This is a genomic window from Streptomyces rishiriensis (assembly GCF_003112535.1).
Lineage (GTDB): Bacteria > Actinomycetota > Actinomycetes > Streptomycetales > Streptomycetaceae > Streptomyces > Streptomyces rishiriensis.
On the sequence record NZ_BEWA01000016.1, the window covers coordinates 80,490 to 97,665 of the forward strand.

Consider the following 17,176-nt stretch of genomic DNA (forward strand, 5'->3'; position numbering starts at 1 on the left):
GGTCTCCTGTGCGGTCTCGTCAGACGCGGGCTACGCCGACGCCTTTGACGTGGATGAACTCGTCGAGCCCTGCCCGGCCGCCCTCTCGCCCGAAGCCGCTGATGCCGACCCCGCCGAACGGCGTGGCGGGCGAGGTGATCGGGTTCGGGCCGGGGTTGACGTAGACCGTCCCGGCCCTGAGCCGCGGCACCAGGCGGTTGACGCGTGCGATGTCACGGGTCTGGACGTAGGCGGACAGGCCGTACTCGGTGTCGTTGGCGAGGGCGACGGCCTCGTCCTCGGTGTCGAAGGGGGTGAGGGCGAGAACCGGGCCGAAGATCTCCCGCCGGGCGAGGTCGCTGCGGTTGTCGACGTCGGCGAACACGGTCGGGGAGACGAAGTAGCCGCCGGACTCGATGCGTTCGCCTCCGTACACGAGTCGGCCCGCGCGCTCGTGGACCGCCTTGTCGATCACTTTCCGGACGCGGTCGCGGGCTGCTTCGTCGATCAGGGGCCCGATGTAGGTCGTCGGGTCGAGCGGGTCGCCCACCGGCAGGTGGGCCATGACCCCTGCCACGCGCGCGACGACCTCGTCGTAGACCGGGCGTTCGACCAGCAGCCGGGTCGGCAGTGCGCAGCCCTGGCCGGTGTTGCTCATGGCGAAGGCCGCGCAGTACGGCACGACGGTGTCCAGGTCGGTGTCGGCGAAGAGCAGGTTGGCGGACTTGCCGCCCAGCTCGAAGACGACGGGCTTGAGGGTGCGGGCGGCGCTCGCCATGATGCGGCGCGCGGTGGCGGGCCCGCCCGTGAAGGAGATCTTGTCGACGCCGGGGTGCGTCACCAGGGCCTCGCCCGCGTCGCCGAGCCCGGTGACGACGTTGATCACGCCGTCGGGGATGCCCGCCTCACGGGCCAGGTCGGCGAAGAGCAGGGCGGAGAACGGTGTGGACTCGGCCGGTTTGACGACCACGGTGTTCCCGGCGGCCAGCGACGGCGGGACCTTCATGCCCAGGGACAGCGCGGGTGAGTTCCAGGTGATGATGTGGCCGATGACGCCGTACGGCTCGGCGAGGGTGTACTCGACGTTCTCGTGCGGGCTGTAGGCCGCGCCGACCATGCCCTCGATCTTGTCGGCCCAGCCGGCGTAGTACGCGGTCCACTCGGCGACGTGCGCTCCGACGTTCTCCGCCCAGCCGCCGATGCAGACGCCGTTCTCGAGCGGGCAGATCGCGGCGAAGTCGTCGACGTGCTCGCGGATGAGCTGGGCGAAGCGGGTGAGCAGGCGGCGGCGCTCGGCGGGCCTCATGGCGCCCCACACCTCGAAGGCCTGGCGGGCGGCGGACACGGCCCGGTCCACTTCGGCGGACCCCGCGAGCGGGATGCGAGCCTGGACGAGTCCGGTCGCGGGGTTGACGTGATCGTGCACGCCGCCGCTCGCCTCGTGGAGATCCTTGCCGCCGATGACGAGCCGGGGACGCGGCAGGTGCCGCTCGGCCCGTTCCTGGTGCAGCTTCACGTCGACCGTGACCACGGTGCCTCCCGGAGCCCGCTACCCTGACATGCGTACAGCTTAAATAGATAACCTATTTAGCCGAACCAATCAATGCTCCGCACCGGCCGGGCGACGCGCTCACAGTCCCAGCGACCGCCCGACGATCTCCTGCATGATCTCCGAGGTGCCGCCGAACACCCGCTGCACCCGGCTGTCCCGCCAGATGCGGGCGATCTCGTACTCGTTGACGTAGCCGTAGCCGCCGAAGAGCTGCATGCAGCGATCGATGACCTGCCAGCCGGTCTCCGTCGTCCAGTACTTGGCCGCGGCGGCCTCCTCGGCCGTCAGCTCGCCCTCGACCAGCGCCATGATGCAGCCGTCCAGGTGGACCCGGGCGACCTGCAGTGTGGCCTTCATGTCGGCCAGGGCGAACCTGTTCGCCTGGAACCGGCCGATCGGCCGGCCGAAGGCGGTGCGGTCCTTGGCGTACTCCAGCGCGCACCCGAAGGCCCGCTCGGCGGACGCGAGTGCGGCGACGGCGATGGCGAGCCGCTCGGTAGGGAGGTTGCCCATCATGTGGTAGAAACCGCGCCCCTCCTGTCCGATGAGGTTCTCGGCGGGGACGCGGACCTCGCGGAAGAAGAGTTCGGCGGTGTCCTGGGCCTTCATGCCGATCTTGTCGAGCTTGCGTCCCCGTTCGAAGCCCTCGGCGCCGCGCTCGACGACGATCAGGCTGATGCCCTTGTGGCCGGCGTCCGGGTCGGTCTTGCAGGCGACGATGACGAGGTCGGCCAGGATGCCGTTGGTGATGAAGGTCTTGGAGCCGTCGATCACCCATGCGTCGCCGTCCCGGCGGGCGGTGGTGCGGATGCCCTTGAGGTCGGACCCGGCGGCCGGCTCGGACAGTGCGAGCGCGCAGATCGTCTCACCCGCGATGACGCCGGGGAGCCAGCGGGCCTTCTGCTCCGGGGTGGTGAGCTGCATCAGATAGGGCGGGATGACGTCGTTCTGCAGGCCGAGCCCTATGCCGACCGAGCCGGTGGCCGCCATCTCCTCCGCCATGACGGCGTTGTAGCGGAAGTCCTGGATGCCCTGGCCGCCGTACTCCTCGGGGAACTGCCAGCCGATGAGTCCGGCCTTGCCCGCGGCCGCCCACGCGGCGCGGCCCACCTGCCCCTCACGCTCCCACTCCTCGGTGTGCGGGACGCATTCCCGCAGGTAGTAGGAGCGGGCGGTCTCCCGGAACAGCTGGTGCTCGTCGGTGAAGATCGTACGGCGCATGCTCGACTCCGCTCCCGGTTCTCACGCGTTCGCATCTCGCTTATTTAGCTGAAGTAGTTATACGATAGCGCTGTTTTCAGTACCGGGCGAGGGAGGACGCGTGAGCGTACGGGACAAGGTGGCGCTCGTCACCGGAGCGGGGCGCGGCATCGGGGAGGCGATCGCCGACCGGTTCGCCGCCCAGGGAGCCGCGGTCGCCGTCTGCGACCTGGACCCGGAGACCGCGGAGAAGGCTGCCGCACAGCTCGCGGAGCGGTACGCGGTGCGGACCACGGGAGTCGGCGCGGACATCTCCGACAGCGCGGCCGTGCACGCGGCCGTGCAGCGGGTGACGGCCGCACTCGGGCCGGTGGAGGTATTGGTCAACAATGCCGCCATCGACGTCATCGGCCGGTTCGTCGACAGCGGCGAGGACACCTGGGACCGCATCATCGGCGTCAATCTGCGCGGCACGATCACGATGACCCGGGCGGTGCTCGACCCGATGATCGAGCGCGGCGGCGGCCGGATCGTCCACATCGCCTCGGACGCCGGCCGGGTCGGATCCTCCGGCGAGGTCGTGTACTCCGCGACGAAGGGCGGCGTCATCGCCTTCGGCAAGGCACTCGCCCGCGAGGTCGCCCGGCACGGCATCACCGTGAACAGCGTCTGCCCGGGCCCGACCGACACCGCGCTGCTCGGGCAGGTCGCCGAGTACAGCCGGAAGATGTACGACGCGACCGTGCGGGCCGTCCCGTTGCGCCGCGTCGCCCGGCCCGCCGAGATCGCCGGCCTGGTGGCCTTCCTCGCGTCCGACGACGCCGCCTACATGACCGGGCAGACGCTGTCGGTCAGCGGCGGCCTGACCATGGTCTGAGGTGAGCACCGTGCTGCGTGTCGACATCCGCGACAGACTCGCCGTGCTGACCCTGGACCGGCCCGGGCGGCTCAACGCCATCGGCTCCGACACCGCGCGGCGGCTGACCGAGGCCCTGAACGACGTCCGCGACGACGACGACGTCCGTGCCGTGGTGCTGACCGGCGCGGGCCGGGCCTTCTCGGCCGGCGCCGACCTCGGTGAGATCGAGTCCTTCTCCGCGCCCGGGCAGTTCCGCGCCTTCGTGGGGCGCCTGACCGACGTGTACGCGCTCCTGGCGGCCTTCCCCAAGCCCTCGGTCGCCGCCGTCCACGGCTTCGCCTTCGGCGGCGGTCTGGAACTGGCCCTCGCCTGCGACCTGCGGGTGGCGGAGCGCGGCGCGCGGCTCGGGCTGCCCGAGATGAAGCTGGGCGTCCTGCCGGGCGCGGGCGGCACCCAGCGGCTCCCGCGCCTGCTGCCGACGGCCATCGCCAAGCAGATGATCCTCACCGGCGAACCGATCGACGCGGAGCGCGCCTGGCAGCTCGGTCTGGTCAACGAACTGGCCGAGCCCGGCGGAGTGCTCGCCGCCGCCGAGAAGCTGGCCGCAGGGCTGACGGCCGGAGCGCCGCTCGCCCTCGCGGCGGGCAAGCGGCTGATCGACTACGGACTCGGCATGGACCTGGAGACGGCGATCGCGTACGAGCGCGAGACGGTGTCGGTGCTGTTCGCCACCGAAGACCGGGAGGAGGGCCTCAAGGCCTTCCGCGAGCGCCGGCCGGGAGAGTTCCGCGGCAGGTAGGCCGCACGAAGCATCCCGTCACTTTTCAACCGGAGGTGGGCCGTGCGGCCGCTGGAAGGCATTTCTGTCGTCGAGTTGGGCATGTGGGTGGCGGCTCCGGCCGCGGCCACCATGCTCGCGGACTGGGGTGCGGACGTGGTGAAGGTGGAGGCGCCGACCGGCGACCCGAACCGGTACACGCTCCGTCACGTCGGCCAGGACATCGACAGCGCGCCCCCGTTCGAGACCGACAACCGGGGCAAGCGCGGGATCGTCCTCGACCTGAGGTCCGAGGAGGGCAAGGCCGTACTGGAGCGGCTGCTGGAACGCGCCGACGTCTTCGTCACCAACCTCCGCCCCGGCGCACTGGAGCGGCTCGGTCTGGCCCCGGACGAGCTGCGGGCCCGCCACCCCCGCCTGGTCGTCGGCACGCTGACGGGCTACGGCTGGGCGGGAGCCGAGCGCGACCGGGCCGGATACGACGTCTCCGCCTTCTGGGCCCGGCCCGGCATCGCCGCCATGCTCAACCCGGCCGGTGAGCCGCCGCCCGGCATCCGCCCCGGACTCGGCGACCGCACGGCCGCGTCCAACCTGGTGGCGGGCGTGCTGGCCGCGCTGCTGCGCCGCGCACGCACCGGCGAGGGCGGCGTGGTGGACGTGTCGCTGCTGCGGTCCGGGACGTACGCCAACGGCAACGACCTCGCCCTGCAGAACTTCTTCGGCAAGCGCGGCCGAACCCGCCACCGCACCGAGCACGAGTCCCCGCTCTACAACTGCTACCGGACCGCCGACGACCGCTGGTTCTGGCTCGTCGGCCTGGAGGGCAGCCGGCACTGGCCCGGCGTCGTCAAGGCGCTCGGCCGCCCGGACCTGGAGACGGACGAGCGGTTCGCGACGAGCGGCGCCCGGCGGGGCCACGTACGGGAACTGATCGCCGAGTTCGACGCGGAGTTCGCACGGCGGCCGCTGACGGAGTGGGCGGCGCGGCTGGACGCCGAGGGCGTGTGGTGGGCGCCCGTGCAGACCCTGGCGGAGGTGTCCGCCGATCCGCAGGCAGAGGCGGTCGGGGCGTTCGTCGAACAGCCCGGCATGGGCGACGCGCCGCCCCTGAGGACGGTGGCGACGCCGGTCAGCTTCTGGGGCGTCGCCGACAAGCCGAGCACCGGTGCGCCGGTGCTCGGCGAGCACACCGACGACGTACTGCGCGAACTCGGCTGATCGCATACATGCGCATACATGCGCAGACATCCGCTACTTCTGTTCTGGAGGCAGGACGTGGGCATCCTCGACGGCAAAGTCGCCATCGTCACCGGCGGCGGCAGAGGGCTGGGGCGGGCGCACTGCCTGGCCCTCGCCGAGGCCGGCGCGACCGTGGTCGTGAACGATCTCGGCTCGGGCGTGCACGGCGAGCGGACGCGGGACTCCCCCGCCGACGACGTCGTCGCCGAGATCACCGAGCTCGGTGGCCGCGCGGTCGCCGACCACGGCTCGGTGACGGACTGGGCGGCGACCGAGACCATGGTCGCGCACACCGTCGCGGAGTTCGGACGCCTCGACATCGTGGTGAACAACGCGGGGATCGTGCGCGACCGCATGCTGTTCTCGATGACCGAGGCCGAGTTCGACGCCGTGATCGCGGTGCATCTGAAGGGCGCCTTCGCCCTCACGCGGCATGCGTGCGCGTACTGGCGCGAGGCGTCGAAGCGCGGTGAGCGCGTAGCCGGCCGCGTCATCAACACGACGTCCGGCACAGGCCTGTTCGGCAACCAGGGCCAGTCCAACTACGGTGCCGCGAAGGCCGGGGTCGCCGGGCTCACCGTCCTCACCGCGCTGGAGATGCGCCGCTACGGCGTCACCGCGAACGCCATCTCGCCCATCGCGGCCACCCGGATGACGGACGGACTGGACGTCGGCGCGTCCCTGCGGGCGTCCGACGACTTCGACCCGCGCGACCCGGCCAACGCCTCCGGCGTCGTCGTCTACCTGGCGTCCGACAGCGCGGCCTGGCTGACCGGCCAGGTTCTGCGCATCGAGGGCGACCGGCTGAACCGGCTCCAGGGCTGGACCGTCGCCGGCGTCCACCCCAGCCGGTCGGGCAAGGCCCTCACCTACGACGAACTCGTCGACGCCGTACCGCAGTTGTACGGCGTCGCACCGGCGGGCCGGGCCACGGGAGCGGGCCAGTGAAGACCCGGGGACACGACGTCGGGACTCTCGTGCTGCGTGCTGCGCTCGGCCCGATGCTGTTCGCCCACGGCTGGAACAAGGTCGCCGGTCCGGGCGGGCTCGAGGGCACCGAGGGCTGGTTCGAGGCGCTCGGTCTCCGACCGGCCGGCCTGCACGCCCGTTTGGCGGCCGGAACCGAGATGGCGGCGGGCGCGGGCATCGCCCTGGGGGCCGCGGGCCCCTTCCCCGCGGCGGCCGCCGTCGGTCTGATGACGGTGGCGGCCCGCACCGACCACCGCGGCAAGGGCTTCTTCGTCTTCAAGGGCGGCTGGGAGTACGCCGGTGTCGTGGGCGGCGCGGCCGTCGCGCTGGCCGCGCTCGGCAACGGCGGGTACTCCCTCGACGGGCTGCTGCGGCGCGGGACCGGGGGCACGGGCACGGGTGCCGCGTTGCTGGCCGCGGGCCTCGGTACGGCGAGTGCGGCGGCGCTGCTGGCCGTCTGCTACCGGCCGGAGCGGAAGCCGGACGGCGCGCCGGAGGAGACGCCGGACGAGACATCAGCGGATCACTAGGAATGGGCAAGGGAGTCGACATGGACGCGGCTGACTTCAGCGCGGTGCTGTCCGAGGTCCGGCGTTTCGTCCGGGAACGCGTCGTGCCGCTCGAGGCGGAGATCGACGAGAAGGACGAGATGCCCGCGGACATCCGCGAGGCGGCCAAGAAGATGGGTCTGTTCGGCTTCGCGCTGCCCGAGGAGTACGGCGGGCTGGGGCTGTCGATGTACGAAGAGGCCCAGTTGATGTTCGAACTCGGCTACACGACACCGTCGTTGCGGTCCATGTTCGGCACGAACAACGGCATCGCGGGGCACGTGCTGATGGTCGGCGGCACGGAGGAACAGAAGGCCAGGTGGCTGCCGAGGATCGCCTCCGGTGACGCACTCGCGTCGTTCGCGCTCACCGAACCCGAAGCGGGGTCCGACCCGTCGACGCTCACCACCCGCGCCCACCCGGACGGCGAGGAGTGGGTGATCAACGGCGCCAAGCGGTACATCACCAACGCCCCGCTCGCCGACGTCTTCATGGTGTTCGCCCGCACCGACCCCGACGCCCCGCGCACCCGCGGCATCTCGACCTTCCTGGTGCCGGCCGGCACTGCGGGCCTGACCGTGGCACCCAGGGACCACAAGATGGGCCAGCTCGGCGCCTGGACGGCGGACGTGTACTTCGACGACGTCCGGGTGCCGGCGTCCGCCCTGGTCGGCGGCGAGGAGGGCCTGAACCGAGGGTTCGCCACGGCGATGGGCTGTATCGCACACGGCCGGGTGCACATCTCGTCCCTGTGCGTGGGCATGGCCGAGCGCCTGGTCGACGAGTCGGTCTCCTACGCCCGCACGCGCCGCCAGTCCGGCCGGCTCATCGGCTCCTTCCAGCTCGTCCAGGGCCTGATCGCCGACTCGATGACCGACTACTACGCCGGGCGCGCCACGGTCCTGGAGGCCGCCCGGGCGTTCGACGCCGGGACGGACACCAAGATCGGTCCGTCCTGCACGAAGTACTTCGCCAGCGAGATGGTCTGGCGGGTCGCGGACCGCGCGGTGCAGATACACGGCGGCGCGGGATACATGCGCGGGGTCGCCGTCGAGCGTTTCTACCGTGACGCCCGCCTGTTCCGCATCTACGAGGGCACCAGCCAGATCCAGCAGGTCATCATCGCCAAGGCGCTGCTGGGCGAGGCGGCGCGCGGCTGACGGCCGCGGACAGGGTGGAAGGCCCCGGGGCCTTCCACCCTGTCCGCGGCCGCCGCTCAGATCCCGAGCCGGTCCAGCAGCCGCTCGTGGTAGACCGCCGGCCCTCCGAACAGCAGCTGCGAGGACTTGGCCCTGCGGAAGTACAGGTGGGCCGGGTGCTCCCAGGTGAAGCCGATGCCGCCGTGGACCTGGATGGTCTCCATCGCCACGGCCATGAACGCCCGTGAGCAGCACGCGTGTGCCACGGCGGCGGCGACCGGGACGTCCGGCGCGCCCTCGGCGGCCAGCCGCGCCGCCTCCCGGGAGGACGCCTCGGCCAGTTCCACCTGGACGAGCATGTCGGCGCACTTGTGCTTGACGGCCTGGAAGGAGCCGATGGGCCGGCCGAACTGGTGTCGGGTGCGGGCGTACTCCGCGCTCATCTCCAGGCACCGGCGGGCCCCGCCCGACTGCTCGGCGGCCAGGGCGACCGAGGCCACGTCCAGGACCCGGGCCATGACGCGTCCGCCCGCCCCGTCCGTGCCGACGAGGGTCGCGGGCACGGAGTCGAACGTCAGCCGGGCCATGGCCCGCGTGGGATCCAGGGTCTGCAGCGGTTCGGCCGACAGTCCCGTCGCCGACCGGTCGACGGCGAACAACGACGGACCGGCGACGGTCCGGGCGACGACGAGGACCAGATCGGCGGTCGTGCCGTCGATGACGAAGCACTTGCGGCCGCTCAGCTTCCAGCCGCCCCCTCCGTCCGGCCGGGCGCGCACCGTGATCAGCGCGGGGTCCCAGGAGCCGTCGTCCTCGGCGACCGCCAGGGTGGCTGTGGTGCGTCCGTCCGCGACGCCGGGGAGATGGCGCGCGCAGGCCTCGTCGTCGCCCGAGGCCAGCAGGGCCTGGGCCGCGAGGACGACGGTGGCGAAGAAGGGCGCGCACAGCAGGGCACGGCCCATCTCCTCCATGACGACGCCGAGTTCGACGAGGCCGAAGCCGTCACCGCCGTACTCCGGCGGGATCGCGAGGCCCGGCAGGCGCAGTTGGTCGGCCGCCTGGGCCCACACCGCGGGGTCGTGGCGCGACTCGCTCTCCATGATCTTGCGTACGGCTTCCTCGGGTGACTTGGCTTCCAGGAACTCCCGTACGGAACTGCGAAGCGCCTTCAGCTCCGCGTCGTCTGCACTCATGCCCGTGCCTCCTTCGGCAGGCCGAGGACCCGTTCCGCGAGGATGTTCTTCATGATCTCTTCGGTGCCGCCGAGGATACGCAACGCCGGTGTGGCCAGCAGGAGTTCGGACCAGGCATAGGTGCCCCACCGGCCGGTGTCGGCGATGATGCGCGGGCCGAGGCACTCGGAGACGAAGTGGGCGGCCCGGGTGAGGTTCTGGCCGTACATCAGTTTGGCGACGGACCTCTCGGGGCCGGGGGCGATGCCGGCCCGCAGAGTGCGCTGGGCGCGGTCGTTGAGGTAGCCGGTGGCCATGGCGTCCACGAGGAGTTCGGCGAGGCGGCCGCGCAGGGCGCGGTCGTCCCAGGTCCAGGTGGCGCGCATGAGCGCGGAGAGGCGGTCCGGGGACAGGGCGGCCGCCACCGGGCCCGCGCCCTCGGCGCCGACCGTGTCGCGCTCGTTCATCAGGGTGGTCAGGGCGACCGTCCAGCCGCCGTCGACCTCACCGAGGCGGTGGTCGTCGGGGATGCGGACGTCGGTGAGGAAGACCTCGTTGAAGTCGGCGCCGCCGGTCATCTGCCGCAGTGGCCGTACCTCGACGCCAGGGGCGTCCATGGGGACCAGGAAGGCCGTGATGCCGCGGTGCTTGGACGCGTCGGGGTTGGTGCGGGTCAGTGCGAGACCGATGTCGCTGTGCTGGGCGACCGACGTCCACACCTTCTGGCCGTTGAGCACCCAGTCCCCGTCCTCGCGCACGGCGCGGGTGGCCACGCTCGCCAGGTCCGATCCGGCGCCGGGCTCGCTGAACAGCTGGCAGGCGATGGCGTCCCCGCGGTACATCGCGGGCAGCCAGCGTTCCTTGACGGCGGGCCGGGCGTGGGCGAGGATCGTCGGCCCGATCATGCCGAGGCCGACGACGGCGAGCACTCCGGTGTCGGGGACGTCGTACTCGGACTCCACGGCGTCGTAGAGCAGGTCGTGGACCGGGGTCAGCCCCCGTCCGCCGTACTCGGGCGGGCCGGTGATCCAGCCGAAGCCGTTCTCGTGGCGGATCCGCTGCCACGCACGTGCCCGCCGCACCTGCTCCGCCTCCGCCTCGGGCGGGAGGCTGCTGAAGTACGCCATCGAGTCGTCGCCCTCGCCCCAGGTGACGGCGGTGCGGTCGGGGGCCTTCGCCGCGTGGGCGTCGAGGAAGCGGCGCGCCTCGGCGGCGAAGTCCTGCATGTCGGGTGTTTCCTGTGGCAAGCCCATTGCGGGGTCCCCTGTGCTGTCAGGTCGAGAGGATCGTCACGGCCGACGCGCCCGGCGCGCCGTACAGGTGGGTGTAGCCGACGCGGGGCGCGCCGGGGATCTGCCGGGTCCCGGCCGTGCCGCGCAGTTGCAGGACGATCTCGTGGATCTGTCGCAGGCCGGACGCGCCGATCGGCTCGCCGTTGCCCAGCAGCCCGCCGTCGGTGTTGACCGGGAGCCGGCCGCCGATGGCGGTGGCGTCCTCGGCGATGAGCCGCTCCTGTTCGCCGTCCTTGCACAGGCCGTTCTCCGCCATGTGGATGACCTCCGACCCGGCGTCGGTGTCCTGGAGCTGCGCGACGTCGACGTCCTCCGGGCCGATGCCCGCCAGCTCGTACGCCGCCCGGGAGGCGGCCACGGTCGGACTCCCGACGGGTTCGCCGACGGGGAACGACGGGCTCTGCACCTCGAACGCGCCGAGCCTGCGGCTGCGCAGGGCGGTGGAGCGGACCCGCACCGGCTTTCCGGTGTACTTGTGGGCCTGGTCGGCCCGGCACAGCACGACCGCCGCCGCGCCCTCGTTCGGGCCGCAGTACATGTACTGGCGGAGCGGGTAGTTCAGGACCGGCGAGGCGAGGATCTCCTCCACCGACAGGGGGGTGCGGCGCCAGGCCTTGTCGTTGGCGGCGGCGTTGCCGAAGTTCTTCGAGGCCACGCGGGCCAGCGTCTCGTGGGAGACGCCGTGCTCGTGCATATAGCGGTTGATCTTCATGCCGAAGAAGTGGGTGGTGAGGAAGAGCCCGGTCTGCCCGTACCAGGAGGGGATGCCGGCCACGGACGGGTCGGCGGCGAACGCCCCGCGAGGGTGCTTGTCCAGGCCGATCGCGACGGTCAGGTCATGCTCGCCGGTCTCGATGGCGCGCGCGGCCAGCGCGATGGCCGTGCCGGCCGTGGCGCAGCCGTTGAACACGCCGCGCAGCGGGACTCCGGTCAACCCCAGCCGGGCGACGATGGCGTCCGGGTTGGCGACCTCGTAGCTGCCGATGTACCCCCCCTGGATCCGGGGCCAGGTCACGCCCGCGTCGGCGAGCGCCATGCGCACCGCGTCCGCGCCCATGTCCAGGGCGGTTCTGCCGGGGAACCGCCCGAAGGGATGGAGTCCCACGCCGATGATGACGGCCTCGGTCATGGTGTCTCCTCCGCGGTCGGGGTGAAGGCGAACGTGACGACCTCGGTGCCGTCGTCCTGCACGGTGTACGGCACGAGCGTGAGCCGCATGGGCTGGCCGATGCGCAGCTTGCGCGGGTCGGGTTCGGTGAGGCGCGCCTCGACCAGCAGTTCGCCGGGGAGTTCGACGTAGCCGACCGCGTAGGGCTCGAAGGCCTCGGGTCCGTCGTACGGCGGGGAGGGCGGGCGGAAGTCCTGGGTGGTGTACGTCCACAGCGTTCCGCGGTCCGCGAGCAGGCGTTCCTCGGACCGTGTGCTCGCGCAGCGGACGCAGTCCGGGGCGGCCGGGAAGCTGACCAGACCGCAGTCGGCGCACTCGGAGCCGATGAGCCGGAGTGGGTTCTCTTCGTCGGTCGGCCAGGTGAACAGGCCCTCGGCGACCGGCCGTCGGTCCGGCGTCATCTCAGGCTCCGTTCCGGTTGCCGAGGGCGTCGGCGTTCGGCGCCGCCTTGGCCACCAGGTTCGGGACGACGAAGGACAGTTCCTCCGGCGTCCACCGGGCCCCGGCGCTCGCGCCGGGGCCGTTGACCCAGCCCTCCAGTACGGTGATGCGGTTGCCGACGACGCCGAAGACGCGGCCGGTGACCTCGCGCGAGGCCGCCGAGCCCAGCCACACCACGAGCGGCGAGACGGCCTCCGGGGTGAGGTCCTGCGCCTCGGCGGCCCGCCGCATCATCTCGATGTCCTCGGTGAGCCGGGTGAGCGCGGTGGGCGCGATGGCGTTCACCGTCACGCCGTAGCGGGCGAGCTCGGCGGCGGCGATGAGGGTGAGGCTCGCGATGCCGGCCTTGGCGGAGCCGTAGTTGGACTGCCCCGGGTTGCCGAAGATGCCGGACGGGGACGTCGTGTTGATCACCCGGGCGTCGTTGGCGTGACCGGACTTGGCGCGCTCGCGCCAGTACGCGGCCGCGTGGTGCAGGGTGGCGAAGCCGCCCTTGAGGTGGACGGCGAGCACGCTGTCCCAGTCCTGCTCGGTCATCGACACGATCATCCGGTCGCGCAGGATGCCGGCGTTGTTGACCAGCACGTCCAGGCCGCCGTAGGCGTCCACGGCCTGCCGCACGAGCCGGCCGGCGCCGTCCCAGGCGGAGATGTCGTCCGTGTTGGCCACGGCCTCACCGCCCGCCGCGACGATCTCGTCCACCACGGCCTGGGCGGGTCCGGCGGACGCGCCCCCACCGTCGCGGCCGCCGCCCAGGTCGTTGACCACGACCTTCGCCCCGTGCGCGGCGAACGCCAGGGCGTGCGCCCGGCCGATGCCGTTGCCGGCTCCGGTGACGACCACGACCCGGCCGTCGACCACTCCTTCGGACATCCTCAGCTCCTCGATGACAGTGGCCGGCCGGCCACGGAGAACAGCACCCGCGGGTCCTGGCTGCCGCAGGCGCACCGGCCGACGGCGACGCGGCCGGGAATGCCGAGCGGGGTCTCGGGCAGGGGCGACGTGCGCTGCTCCCCCGCCGCCACGGACAACTCCCCGTCCCGCTCCGCGACCCGCCATTCGGCGGCGTTGACGTGCGCGCCGCTCCGCTCGGGACACTCCAGGGCGAGTGCCGGTCCCAGGGGCGAGAACAGACAGGCGGACACGCCCAGCGCGCGCAGCACCGGCACGGCGGCGGGCCGGGCCAGGACGACCGACGTCGGGCGGAACATCTCACCGACGTCGGCGACCCCGGAGAGCCCCTCCAGGGTCTCGGCGGACAGGCCGATCACCGCGTGCGGTCGCAGTTCGCGGTGGAAGACCGAGGTGCGCCGGTGGTCCCAGCCCATCGCCTCGGCGATGCCGTACGTCACTTTCAGCGCGCGCAGGGCGCCGATCACCGCGTGTCCCCAGAAGCCCTCGAAGCCGGACATGGTCAGCAGCGCCCGCTGTCCTGCGGCGAGGCCGTGCTCCCGCAGCCGTGCGGTGGCCCACTCGGTGTCCCGGGCGAGTTCCGCCCAGGTCAGTTCCGTCTCGCGCGTGCCGTCGGCGGCGGGGAAGCGCACGACGTAGGCGAGTGCGGGGCGGTCGAGTAGCCCGGCCCGGGCGAGGGTGTCGGCGCGGGTCATCACCTCTTCACCACCCGGGGGAACTTGGCGACGCTGGTCATGGTCTTCAACAGGTCCTCCTCGGTGCGCATGTCGAGCACCGGCTTGACTCCGGTCCGCTCGCGCACGGCCTCGCCCAGCCGGCCGGCCAGGGCGTCGACGTCGCCGGTGAGTGCGGGGTCGTAGCCGACGCGCAGGAGCAGTTCGTCGACCTCGCGGCGGTCCCGGACGATCTGGAAGACGCCCGCCACCGTCTCCGGCTGGTCCTCCACCGCCTGCCAGACGTCCCGCAGCACCACGGAGCGTCCCTGGACGAGCGTCTCGTCGCCGCGCCGCCCTGCCACCCACATCCGGGCATGGGTGCGGCCGCAGCCGCAGGTCTCGCCGGACAGCCGGACGAGGTCCTCGCTGCGGTAGCGGATCAGCGGGGCGGCCCGGTTGTCCAGGTCGGTGGCGACCAGCTCGCCGAGGTCGCCCTCGGGAACATCACGCCAGCCGTCCTCCCCGACCTCCACGCACTCCGCGAAGACGGTGTCCTCCCAGAGGTGGAAGCCGTCGTGCTCACGGCACTCCCACGCGGTGCCGGTGTCGGCGGCGCTGGTGTACTCGTAGACGTCGATGCCCCAGTCGTCGCGGATCCGCTCGCGCATCTTGCGGCTGAGGGGCTGCCCGGCGCACGAGGCGCCTTTGAGGGAGGAGAAGGCCTCTTTCAGGTCCGTCTTCTCGGCCAGGTGCTCCAGCTCCACCATCTGCGGATACATCATCTGCAGATAGGCCGGCCGGTAGGTGCGCATGGCCTCGACGACCTCGTGCATCCTCCCCATCCAGGTGTCCACCTCGATGACCACGGCGCCGAGTGCCTGGTAGCCGGGGTCCATGAGATTGCGGAAGGTGCCGGGCGGGCTCAGTACCCGGTCCCCGGGCCGCAGCCCGAGCTCCCACAGGTCCCGCACCTGCGCGGTCACCAGGGGCGGGGCGTCCTGCCAGATCTCGGCGAAGAACTCCGGTTCGCCGGTGGTGCCCGAACTGGAGGAGACGGAGGTCAGCTCCTCGCCGGGCACGCAGAGCAGACCGCCGAAGGGGTCCCCGGTGCGCGCACGGTAGGCCCGCACCATGTCCTTGGTGATGAACGGCACGCGCGCCCGGAAGTCCGCCAGGGACCGGATGTCGCGCGGGTGCACCCCGTGCCCGTCCCAGAGTTCACGGTAGAAGGCCGAGTTCGCGTAGGCGTACCCGACGAGCTCCAGGACCCGTTCCTCCTGCCGTGCCCGCAGTCGCCGGCGGGGCATGGTCTCCACCTGGGGCTCGAAGTACCTGTCAGCGGTGTCCCTGTCACCGACCATGGCGCCTCCTCGCGGCTCGGTGCCCAGATCTTCCAGCTATCAGCGCAATCAGTCAACCAATTGGACGGATTCAAGGCAAGGGCTCGCGCATCACGGGACCTATATAGTTAACTATTAATACTCATTCACCCTACGGGAGGCGCCGTGAAGATCGTTGTCTGTGTGAAGCACGTGCCCGACGCCGCGGCCGACCGCACCTTCACCGAGGACGGCTCCACCGACCGCGCCTCGGTCGACTCACTGCTGTCCGAGCTCGACGAGTACGCCATCGAGCAGGCGCTGCGGATCGCCGAGGCCGACGGCGCCGACACCGAGATCAGCTACCTCACCGTCGGACCCGACGACGCCAGGGACGCACTGCGCAAGGCGCTCGCCATGGGCGGCGACTCGGCCATCCACGTGAGCGACGAGGGCATCGAGGGCAGCGACGCCTTCGGCACCTCACTCGTCCTGGCCAGGGCCATCGAGCGACACGGCTTCGATCTCGTGCTGTGCGGCATGGCCTCGACGGACGGCGCCATGGGCGTCGTGCCGGCGATGCTCGCCGAGCGGCTCGGCGTCCCGGCCGTCACCCATGTCGAGGGGCTGACGGTCGACGACGGCACGGTGAGCGGTCGCCGGGAGGGCGACGGCGCGACCGTGAGCGTCCAGGGAACGCTGCCGGCCGTGGTGTCGGTGACCGACCGCTCCGGCGACGCGCGCTACCCCTCCTTCAAGGGGATCATGGCCGCGAAGAGGAAGCCGGTCGAGACCCTGGACCTCGCCGACCTCGGGGTCGACCCGGCACAGGTGGGACGCAGCGGCGCCCGGTCGGCCGTGGACACGACGGCCAGGCGCCCGCCCCGCACGAAGGGCGAGATCGTCGTCGACGACGGTGCGGGCGGGGCCGGGCTGGCCGCCTTCCTCACCGCCCGGAAGTTCATCTGACCCGCCCGCCGAAAGGAGCGCACCGCCATGCCCGAGATCCTCGTCCTCGTCGACCACACCGACGGCGCCGTGCACAAGCCGACCCTCGAACTGCTCACCCTGGCCCGCCGGCTGGGCGAGCCGTCGGCCGTCTTCCTGGGGCCCGGCGCGGACTCCGCGACCGAGGTCCTCGGCCGGTACGGCGCGCACAAGGTCTACGTCGTGGACGCGCCGGAGGTCGGCGAGCACCTCGTCACCCCGGCCGTCGACGCCCTCACGCAGCTCGCCGGGCGCACCGGCGCGGCGGCTCTCCTGCTGCCCTCCGGGCCCGACGGCAAGGAGACCGCGGCACGGGTCGCGCTCCGCCTCGGCTCCGGGCTGATCACCGACGCCGTCGACGTCGTCCCCGGGCCGGACGGCCCGGTCACCGAGCAGTCGGTGTTCGCGGCGACCTACCAGGTGACGGCACACGTCACCCGCGGCGTCCCGGTCATCACGGTCAAGCCGAACGCCACCGCGCCCGAACCGGCGCCCGTCACCCCGCTCGTCGAGAAGCAGGACGTCGCCTTCGGCCCGGCCTCCGCCGCGGTCCGGGTCCTGGCCCGCACACCGCGCGAGCGCGGCGACCGTCCCGAGCTGACCGAGGCCGACATCGTGGTATCCGGCGGCCGGGGGGTGAACGGCGACTTCACCGTGATCGAGCGGGTCGCCGACGCGCTCGGCGCGGCCGTCGGGGCGTCCCGGGCCGCCGTGGACTCGGGCTGGTACCCGCACCGTCACCAGGTCGGCCAGACCGGCGCCCAGGTCTCGCCGCAGCTCTACCTGGCCGCCGGCATCTCCGGCGCGATCCAGCACCGGGCGGGCATGCAGACGTCGAAGACCATCGTCGTCGTCAACAAGGACGCCGACGCCCCCCTCTTCGAGCTCGCCGACCACGGCGTCGTCGGGGACCTCTTCGAGGTGCTGCCGCAGCTCGTGGAGGAGATCCGGCGGCGCCGGAGCTGA

General features: G+C 72.1%; 17 protein-coding genes. 8 read left to right on the plus strand and 9 right to left on the minus strand.

Annotated elements, in window-relative coordinates; all coding sequences use genetic code 11:
* Nucleotides 1-19 precede the first annotated feature (19 nt).
* Complete coding sequence (locus Sri02f_RS26715; RefSeq protein WP_109003870.1) at nt 20-1,510, minus strand: aldehyde dehydrogenase family protein; 1,491 nt, start codon at nt 1,508-1,510, stop codon at nt 20-22.
* Between the two features lie 99 nt (nt 1,511-1,609).
* On the minus strand, nt 1,610-2,752 hold the full coding sequence (locus tag Sri02f_RS26720; RefSeq protein WP_109003871.1) for an acyl-CoA dehydrogenase family protein: 1,143 nt from the start codon (nt 2,750-2,752) through the stop codon (nt 1,610-1,612).
* A gap of 100 nt (nt 2,753-2,852) precedes the next feature.
* Here Sri02f_RS26720 and Sri02f_RS26725 point away from each other — a divergent pair, with 100 nt between their 5' ends.
* Genes Sri02f_RS26725 through Sri02f_RS26750 form a run of 6 tightly spaced genes read left to right on the plus strand, consistent with a single transcriptional unit; the run spans nt 2,853 to nt 8,284 of the window.
* Nucleotides 2,853-3,608, plus strand: coding sequence for an SDR family NAD(P)-dependent oxidoreductase (locus tag Sri02f_RS26725; protein WP_109003872.1), 756 nt, complete (start codon nt 2,853-2,855; stop codon nt 3,606-3,608).
* Nucleotide 3,609: 1 nt separating this feature from the next.
* A complete protein-coding gene (locus tag Sri02f_RS26730; RefSeq protein ID WP_109003873.1) occupies nt 3,610-4,389 on the plus strand; it encodes an enoyl-CoA hydratase/isomerase family protein in 780 nt (259 codons plus the stop codon).
* A 42-nt stretch (nt 4,390-4,431) separates the two neighbouring features.
* The gene (locus Sri02f_RS26735) at nt 4,432-5,586 is read left to right on the plus strand and encodes a CaiB/BaiF CoA transferase family protein (protein ID WP_109003874.1); all 1,155 of its coding nucleotides are present in this window, start codon (nt 4,432-4,434) and stop codon (nt 5,584-5,586) included.
* Nucleotides 5,587-5,643: 57 nt separating this feature from the next.
* Complete coding sequence (locus Sri02f_RS26740; protein WP_167467631.1) at nt 5,644-6,555, plus strand: SDR family NAD(P)-dependent oxidoreductase; 912 nt, start codon at nt 5,644-5,646, stop codon at nt 6,553-6,555.
* The gene (locus Sri02f_RS26745) at nt 6,552-7,106 is read left to right on the plus strand and encodes a DoxX family protein (RefSeq protein ID WP_109003876.1); all 555 of its coding nucleotides are present in this window, start codon (nt 6,552-6,554) and stop codon (nt 7,104-7,106) included. The genes Sri02f_RS26740 and Sri02f_RS26745 overlap by 4 nt, the downstream gene beginning before the upstream one ends.
* Before the next feature lie 20 nt (nt 7,107-7,126).
* Nucleotides 7,127-8,284: an acyl-CoA dehydrogenase family protein gene (locus Sri02f_RS26750; protein WP_109004076.1), complete on the plus strand. Its 1,158-nt coding sequence runs from the start codon at nt 7,127-7,129 to the stop codon at nt 8,282-8,284.
* A gap of 56 nt (nt 8,285-8,340) precedes the next feature.
* Here the strand turns inward: Sri02f_RS26750 and Sri02f_RS26755 are convergent, their stop codons facing one another.
* From Sri02f_RS26755 to Sri02f_RS26785, 7 genes are read right to left on the minus strand one after another with little or no spacing between them, the layout of a single operon-like run.
* Nucleotides 8,341-9,456: an acyl-CoA dehydrogenase family protein gene (locus tag Sri02f_RS26755; RefSeq protein ID WP_109003877.1), complete on the minus strand. Its 1,116-nt coding sequence runs from the start codon at nt 9,454-9,456 to the stop codon at nt 8,341-8,343.
* Nucleotides 9,453-10,661: an acyl-CoA dehydrogenase family protein gene (locus Sri02f_RS26760; protein WP_245970815.1), complete on the minus strand. Its 1,209-nt coding sequence runs from the start codon at nt 10,659-10,661 to the stop codon at nt 9,453-9,455. Before Sri02f_RS26760 ends, Sri02f_RS26755 begins: the two co-directional genes overlap by 4 nt.
* Nucleotides 10,662-10,707: 46 nt before the next feature.
* Nucleotides 10,708-11,856, minus strand: coding sequence for a thiolase family protein (locus Sri02f_RS26765; RefSeq protein WP_109003879.1), 1,149 nt, complete (start codon nt 11,854-11,856; stop codon nt 10,708-10,710).
* Nucleotides 11,853-12,296 (minus strand): Zn-ribbon domain-containing OB-fold protein, encoded by a 444-nt coding sequence (locus Sri02f_RS26770; protein ID WP_109003880.1) that lies wholly within the window; start codon nt 12,294-12,296, stop codon nt 11,853-11,855. The genes Sri02f_RS26765 and Sri02f_RS26770 overlap by 4 nt, the downstream gene beginning before the upstream one ends.
* 1 nt (nt 12,297) lies before the next feature.
* Nucleotides 12,298-13,209 (minus strand): SDR family oxidoreductase, encoded by a 912-nt coding sequence (locus Sri02f_RS26775; protein WP_109003881.1) that lies wholly within the window; start codon nt 13,207-13,209, stop codon nt 12,298-12,300.
* Nucleotides 13,210-13,211: 2 nt separating this feature from the next.
* Nucleotides 13,212-13,943: a hypothetical protein gene (locus Sri02f_RS26780; RefSeq protein WP_109003882.1), complete on the minus strand. Its 732-nt coding sequence runs from the start codon at nt 13,941-13,943 to the stop codon at nt 13,212-13,214.
* A complete protein-coding gene (locus Sri02f_RS26785) occupies nt 13,943-15,265 on the minus strand; it encodes a phenylacetate--CoA ligase family protein (protein ID WP_109003883.1) in 1,323 nt (440 codons plus the stop codon). Before Sri02f_RS26785 ends, Sri02f_RS26780 begins: the two co-directional genes overlap by 1 nt.
* Before the next feature lie 144 nt (nt 15,266-15,409).
* Here Sri02f_RS26785 and Sri02f_RS26790 point away from each other — a divergent pair, with 144 nt between their 5' ends.
* Together Sri02f_RS26790 and Sri02f_RS26795 are read left to right on the plus strand one after the other, a co-directional pair.
* Nucleotides 15,410-16,192, plus strand: coding sequence for an electron transfer flavoprotein subunit beta/FixA family protein (locus Sri02f_RS26790; RefSeq protein WP_109003884.1), 783 nt, complete (start codon nt 15,410-15,412; stop codon nt 16,190-16,192).
* A 27-nt stretch (nt 16,193-16,219) separates the two neighbouring features.
* Complete coding sequence (locus Sri02f_RS26795; protein ID WP_109003885.1) at nt 16,220-17,176, plus strand: electron transfer flavoprotein subunit alpha/FixB family protein; 957 nt, start codon at nt 16,220-16,222, stop codon at nt 17,174-17,176.